Source organism: Streptomyces sp. NPDC029138, from assembly GCF_055564375.1.
The window spans coordinates 1-6438 of the sequence record NZ_JBVHWM010000132.1 but is presented as its reverse complement, the minus strand read 5'-3'; the positions used below and the strand labels follow the sequence as shown (position 1 = coordinate 6438).

Below are 6438 nucleotides of genomic sequence, written 5' to 3'. Positions count from 1 at the left end.
CCCCCCCCCCCCCCCCCCCCCCCCCCCCCCCCCCCCCCCCCCCCCCCCCCCCCCCCCCCCCCCCCCCCCCCCCCCCCCCCCCCCCCCCCCCCCGGGTGGCGTGGTACGGACGTGCGCGGATGTGCGATGCGGGGCGCAGTCAACCGTCCTGCACCGTGAAGGCGCAGGACGTAGGCCGGACACCACAGCCAGGGGCGGCCAGGACTCACCAGCCTCGGGCTTCACCCGAGGCAGCTGACATCAGGCGCATGCGATGGTCAGCTCGGCGTCGGTCCTGGCGATGATCTCCGTGGTGCTCACACCCGGGGCGCACTCGACGAGGTGCAGGCCGTGGTCGGTGATGTCCAGGACGCCGAGGTCGGTGATGACGCGGTTCACGCATGCCCTGCCGGTCAGCGGGAGTTTGCACTCCCGCAGGATCTTCGGGCTGCCGTCCTTGGCGGTGTGGGCCATGACGACGATGACGGTACGGGCGCCGTGGACCAGGTCCATCGCTCCGCCGATCCCTGTGACCAGCTTGCCGGGTACGGCCCAGTTGGCGAGGTCGCCGTGTTCCGAGACCTGCATGGCACCCAGGACGGCGACGTCGATGTGGCCGCCGCGGATCATCGCGAAGGAGAGGGCCGAGTCGAAGAAGGCGGCACCGGGCAGGACCGTGACGGTTTCCTTCCCGGCGTTGATCAGATCGGGGTCGACCTGGTCGTCGGTGGGATAGGGACCCGTGCCCAGAATGCCGTTCTCGGACTCCAGGACCACCTCCACCCCGTCGGGGAGGTGGTTGGGGATCAGCGTGGGCAGGCCGATGCCGAGGTTGACGTACTGTCCGTTGCGCAGTTCGCGCGCGGCCCGAGCCGCCATCTGCTCCCGCGTCCAGGCCATCAGATGCTCACCGTCCTCTTCTCGATCTTCTTGTCGGCCGCCTGCTCGGGGGTGAGCGCGACCACGCGCTGCACGAAGATCCCCGGCAGGTGCACCGTGTCCGGGTCGATCTCGCCCGGTTCCACGAGTTCCTCGACCTCGGCGACGGTGATCCTGCCGGCCATCGCGGCGAGGGGGTTGAAGTTGCGGGAGGAGTGCCGGAAGACGAGGTTGCCGTGCCGGTCTCCCCTCGCCGCGCGCACCAGTGCGAAGTCGGTGCGGATCCCGCGCTCCAGTACGTACTGGACGCCGTCGAACGTGCGGGTCTCCTTGGCCGGGGAGGCGACGGCCACCCCGCCATGGCCGTCATAGCGCCACGGCAGACCGCCCTCGGCGACCTGTGTCCCCACGCCCGCGGGGGTGTAGAAGGCGGGAATGCCGGCGCCGCCGGCCCGCAGCCGCTCGGCGAGCGTGCCCTGCGGGATCAGCTCCACTTCCAGTTCACCGGCCAGGTACTGGCGGGCGAACTCCTGGTTCCCCCCGATGTAGGAGCCCGTCACCCGCGCGATCCGCCCCGCCGTCAGCAACACCGCGAGGCCCGAGTCCATCGCCCCGCAGTTGTTCGACACCACCGCGAGATCGCGCACTCCACGCTCGTACAACGCCTGGATCAACACGTTCGGGACTCCACTGAGCCCGAACCCTCCCACCGCCAGTGACGCCCCGTCCGGCACGTCGGCCACCGCCTCCCCGGCCGTGGTCACCACCTTGTCCAGCCCGCCGCCGTTGCCCGCGAGCGCGGGGGCGGGGGCGACAGGTCGCAGGGCGTGCGGTGCAGTCATGTCCGGCTCCTCCGTATCGACGCACGGAACGGGGAGATGCTGCATCGCGCCGGGGTGAGCGCCGGACCGGCGGGGTCGAATCACCCGGGTGATCGGCGCCTCAGGCCTCCGGCGGGCCGGCGGCCTCGCGCTCCAGGAGCAGCCGGGTCAGCTCGACTCTGGTGTTGATGCCCAGCTTGGTGAAGATGTGGCGCAGATGGGTGTTCACGGTGTGGACGGACAGGTAGAGGCGCTCGGCGATGGCGCGGTTGGTGAGCCCCTCTGCGACCAGCGGGACGACCCTCAGTTCGGACTCGGACAGACTGGCCCATCCGGATGTGGCCGCCGGGCGGTGGGGGCCGGGCGCGGCCCGCACACCCAGGTCGCCCAGGCGCCGCCGTACCCGGTCGTGGTCGCGGGCGGCGCCGCATCGCCGCAGCAGGCCTTGTGCCTCCCGAAGGTGCGGGACGGCCTCGTCGACGGCGCCCCGGCTGATGAGGGCATTGCCCAGGTCCTCGTGGGCGGCCGCGAGAGCCAGGACACGGGGTCCTTGCCGGTAGTCCCGGACGGCGGCCTCGAGCAGCTGCGGGTTGCTCTCGACAAGGCCCCGGACATGGGCGTGGACGGCCCGGGTGATGACGTGGCTGCCCCCCTCGGCGGCGATGCGCTGTAGCACCGTGAGGATGGCCTCCGCCGCCTTCCGCCCGCCGCCCCGCAGCGCGATCCGCACCAGCCGCGGCCAGTGACCGGGCGGAACGGACGGCAGCCACGCCGGTCCTGTGCCGAATCCGCCGGTGAGGTCGGCCGCCTCCCGGGAGCGGTTCTCCGCGTCGAGCAGAGCGGCCTTGGCCAATGCCAGCCAGGGACCGTGAGGCGGGTTCGCCATGCCGGCCGTCGCCTCGGCGGTCCGCAGCTGCGTCCGTGCCTGCGACAGGTCTCCACGGCGCACGGCGACATCGGCGAGCACCGCCCGCGCCAGCGGGACCGCCCGGGTGATCTCCAGTTCGTCGGCGACCGCGAGGCACGCCTCCGCCTCGACGGCCGCGTCGTCCAGGGCGCCGCGTTCGAGCAGCACGCAGGCGCGGTGGACGTGCCAGTGCGGAAGGGACCAGCCGAGCCCCAGTGCCTCAGCCTGGCGTTGGCCTTCGCGCAGGGTCCGTTCGGCGTCGTCCAGGCGGTCCGTGGCGGTCAGGACCGTGGCCAGCCAGAGCGCGGGCACCCGCGGCGGGCGCAGCCGTATGGTGTGCGGTTCGGTGTCCGACCGCTGCCTGGCCTGTTCGGCGAGTTCGACGGCGTCGGACAACCGGCCGCGGTAGAAGGCGATCTGGGACTGGAAGACCATCGCGCTCACCACCACCGCGGTGTCCCGGCTCCCGCGGGCGCCCTCGATCAGCATGCCGCCGATCGCCTCGGCCGACGCCAGCTCGCCCATCGACACCAGTCCGGTGCCCTGCGTCTTGAGCAGTTGGGTGCGCAGCTCCTCGCGCAGGTCGGGCAGCGCGAGCGCGAGGCGTGTGTGCGCCATGGCCGTCGTGTCGTCTCCTGTCGCCTGGTGGATCTCGGCCGCGACCAGATGCAGGGCCGCCTGCTGTGCGGCGGCCAGGTCGTCGGAGAGGGTCGTGTTCACCAGGTGCAGTGCCTCGTGGATACGGCGGGTTCCGGTGAGCTGGAACGCCGCCTCGGTCAGCAGCTCGATCCTGCGTGGGTCCCTCGGCGGCAGCCGGTCCGCCGCTTCGAGCGCGAGGTCGGCGGCGGCTTCTGGCACCGTCGCGGCGATGTCGCGCACCGCCCGCAGCAGCATCCGCATCGCCTCCTGGTCCAGTGACCCCCCACCCAGCACGACGTGCCGGATCACCTCGGGCGACGGTGCGCCCGCGGTGCCCAGGAGCTCTCCGGCCTCCCGGTGCAGAGCCGATCTCATGGGGCGGGGAAGCTCCTCGTACACGGCGCGGCGCACCAGCTCGTGCCGGAAGGCCAGACGGTCGCCGTCCTCCGCCAGCAGTTCGGCGTTCAGTACGGCGCTCACCGCGGGCAGGAGCGTTCCGACCCGGCGGTCGAGCATCCGGGCGGCCGTCGTGAGGTCGAACCTCCTGCCGAGCACCGAACCGACTTGCAGCAGCTGCATGGCGTCCTCGGGCAGTTCCCCGAGGCGACGGTGGACGGTGCGCCGGAAACCGGCGGGGACGGGTGGGCCGCCGACGAGCGGGGCCTGGCCTCCGCTCCGCTCCAGGGCTCGCAGGAGCTCGACGACGAGGAGGGGGTTACCATGCACGTCCCGCAGGAGCGGGGCGAGGCCGGATTCCGGGGTGCGGCCGAGGAGGTCCGCGGCGATCTTGGTGATCGCCTCGGTGTCGAGGGGGCGCAGGACGAGCTGTTCGGCCCCGTTCTCCTCCAAATAGTCGCGCGCATGTCGGGCCAGGGACCGCCCGCTCGCGGTGTGCATACCGAAGATCCACAGGATCCGCGAGTCGACCAGCCGTTTCGGCAGCGCGCGCAGGGCGGCCAGCGTGGTGGGGTCCGCCCACTGCGCGTCGTCGACCACGACCGACACCGGCGCCCGCCGGACTCGGCGTTCGAGGATCTCGGCGATGCGGTCCAGGACCCAGAACGGCTGCTCGGCGACTCCCTGTTCGGGCCCGTCGCCGTCACCCCCGCCGGACTCCCGCAGCGCGGCCAGCAGCGATGACTGCGAGGCGTACTGGTCGAGTTCGTCGGCCTGGACATGGATGACATCGAAGCCCTCCACGTGACCGATACGCACCGCTTCTTGCAGGAGCCTCGTCTTGCCGACGCCCGGTGCTCCTTCGACGAGCAGGCACATTCCACCGCCGGCGCGCACGGTGGTGTGGGCCTGCCGCAGGACCGCGAGCTCGCTGTCCCGGCCGCGGAGGGGGAAGGTCGTCATCGGTCTTGGTCCGTGCTGTCCGGTGACCAGTCCGTGATCCTGTCGTTCCGCATGGGTCCAGCATGCCGGATCCATGGCGCCGGGGCGCTGCACACCGTCCGGGCTTCACCCGGGTGACAACGCCTCGCCCAAGCCTGCCTGAGCGACCGTGCGAGCCCGCCCGGAGGCAGACGGCGAGCGCACGATGACCTACCGCGAATCACCAGTACATGCGATGCGGCTGGGAGCCGCCTCTCGGACACTGGCGACGTCGGGCGATGTGCGTCGGTCCCGTACGACACCGAGCCCGCGCTCCTTCCTTTCCGACTTCCCTCAGAGGTGTCCATGTCTCTCGTACTCGACTCCGCGGCCCAAGATCTTCTGTTCCGCGACGCACGCACGGCGAACGCGTTCACGGACGAGCCGGTGACGGACGAACAGGTGCGTGCCATCCACGACTTGGTGAAGTACGGCCCGACCTCGATGAACCAGCAGCCGCTGCGCGTCGTCCTCGTCCGGTCGGACGAGGCCCGTGAGCGCCTCCTCAGGCACATGGCCGAGGGCAACCGGGCCAAGACCGCTTCGGCTCCGCTGGTGGCCATCCTCGCGGCGGACTACGAGTTCCACCGGGAACTGCCGAGCCAGTTCCCGCACTTCCCGCAGGCCAAGGACGTCTTCTTCGCCGAGCGGTCGGTGCGGGAGGAGACCGCACGACTCAACGCCGCGCTCCAGGTGGGGTACTTCATCGTGGGAGTGCGCGCCGCCGGCTTCGCGGCCGGACCCATGACGGGCTTCGATGCCGAGGGGATCGACAAGGAGTTCTTCCCCGACGGTGAACACGGGGTCCTCGCCGTGATGAACATCGGCAAGCCCGGCGAGAACGCGTGGCTGCCGCGCCTGCCCCGACTCGAGTTCGACGACGTCTTCTCCACCGTCTGATCCGGAGCCGGTGCTCGCACGCACCGTGCCGGGCGCAGCACACGAGATGCGGCCGCCGCCTCCCAGGAGGCGGCGGCCTCGTCGTATCACGTGCCGGCCAGGCGGCGAGATCCGCGCCTGCGCGCAGCCGACGTCCGGGCCCGTACACGGTCGCCCCGTCGCCCCGTCGCCCCGTCGCCCCGTCGCCCCGTCGCCCCGTCGCATCCGCCGTGCCGCCGGGACAGGCAGCCCCCCGTCCGCCGTGATCGCCGCCGTTCCCCGGGAGCGGCGGCCATCTTGTGCGGCTCGCGGTGTCAGGAGCCGTGCGGCGCGTTCCGGGGCCGCGCGGGGGCCTCGGCGCCGTGACGTTCGGCGTACCAGAACTGTGCGGCGACGCCCACCAGGTAGGCGGCGGTGCTCACCGCACCGACCGCCGTCCACAGGAGGCATCGGGAGAGGCAGGAGGCGAGCAGCCGGCACAGCAGCATCCCGGCGCCCGCCGACGGCAGGTGGAAGGCTGCCCAGACCGGAGTCGGGCCGGCGGCACGCGGGCCGATCGGCCGGCGGAAGCCGCCTGCGGCGAACGCACCCACGGCCGCGAAGGACAGCGTCGCACCGATCAGGAGCGCCGCGGCGTCCATGGCCCGCGGCGAGCCGCGGGCGGCGGATGTCACCGCAGTGGAGGTCCACAGGGTCAGCGTGTAGCCGTAGGGAGTCGCGCTGCCGGAGACGACCGCCTGGAGCTGCCGGCGGTACCCGGGTACCAGCATGTCGACGCACCTCTCTTTCTCCGCGCCGGACGCGGAGCGTTGGGAAACGCCTCGGGGGAGGGGGGGGGGGGGGGGGGGTCCCCCCCCCCCCCCCCCCAAAACCCCCCCCACTTTTCGGTTTCCCCCCCCCGTCCGACTTCTTTGCCAGGGGGTGCGCCCCAAGGGTTCCATTCCATGCCTCAGGAAC

At 72.3% G+C, this 6438-nt stretch carries 5 protein-coding genes; 1 reads left to right on the top strand and 4 read right to left on the bottom strand.

The genetic code is table 11. The features are described 5' to 3' along the window. Window positions 1–240: 240 nt before the first annotated feature. The 3 genes from ACZ4WH_RS43715 to ACZ4WH_RS43705 form a co-directional block, all read right to left on the bottom strand. Window positions 241–879 carry a CoA transferase subunit B gene (locus ACZ4WH_RS43715; protein WP_468191854.1) on the bottom strand — a complete coding sequence of 213 codons (639 nt, stop codon included), beginning with the start codon at window positions 877–879 and terminating at the stop codon, window positions 241–243. Next, a complete protein-coding gene (locus ACZ4WH_RS43710) occupies window positions 879–1634 on the bottom strand; it encodes a CoA transferase subunit A (RefSeq protein WP_468191861.1) in 756 nt (251 codons plus the stop codon). Before ACZ4WH_RS43710 ends, ACZ4WH_RS43715 begins: the two co-directional genes overlap by 1 nt. A gap of 166 nt (window positions 1635–1800) precedes the next feature. Beyond that, complete coding sequence (locus ACZ4WH_RS43705) at window positions 1801–4584, bottom strand: ATP-binding protein (protein WP_468191851.1); 2784 nt, start codon at window positions 4582–4584, stop codon at window positions 1801–1803. Window positions 4585–4908: 324 nt separating this feature from the next. Here ACZ4WH_RS43705 and ACZ4WH_RS43700 point away from each other — a divergent pair, with 324 nt between their 5' ends. Next, window positions 4909–5502, top strand: a complete 594-nt coding sequence (locus ACZ4WH_RS43700; RefSeq protein WP_468191848.1) for a malonic semialdehyde reductase — start codon at window positions 4909–4911, stop codon at window positions 5500–5502. A gap of 293 nt (window positions 5503–5795) precedes the next feature. Here the strand turns inward: ACZ4WH_RS43700 and ACZ4WH_RS43695 are convergent, their stop codons facing one another. Further along, the gene (locus ACZ4WH_RS43695) at window positions 5796–6251 is read right to left on the bottom strand and encodes a hypothetical protein (RefSeq protein ID WP_468191845.1); all 456 of its coding nucleotides are present in this window, start codon (window positions 6249–6251) and stop codon (window positions 5796–5798) included. Window positions 6252–6438 lie beyond the last annotated feature (187 nt).

Excerpts from the sequence above, each read along its gene's own strand:
- ACZ4WH_RS43695 (WP_468191845.1), bottom strand. The coding sequence starts at position 6,251 with ATGCTGGTACCCGGGTACCGCCGGCAGCTCCAGGCGGTCGTCTCCGGC.
- ACZ4WH_RS43715 (WP_468191854.1), bottom strand. The coding sequence starts at position 879 with ATGGCCTGGACGCGGGAGCAGATGGCGGCTCGGGCCGCGCGCGAACTG.
- ACZ4WH_RS43700 (WP_468191848.1), top strand. The coding sequence starts at position 4,909 with ATGTCTCTCGTACTCGACTCCGCGGCCCAAGATCTTCTGTTCCGCGAC.
- ACZ4WH_RS43705 (WP_468191851.1), bottom strand. The coding sequence starts at position 4,584 with ATGACGACCTTCCCCCTCCGCGGCCGGGACAGCGAGCTCGCGGTCCTG.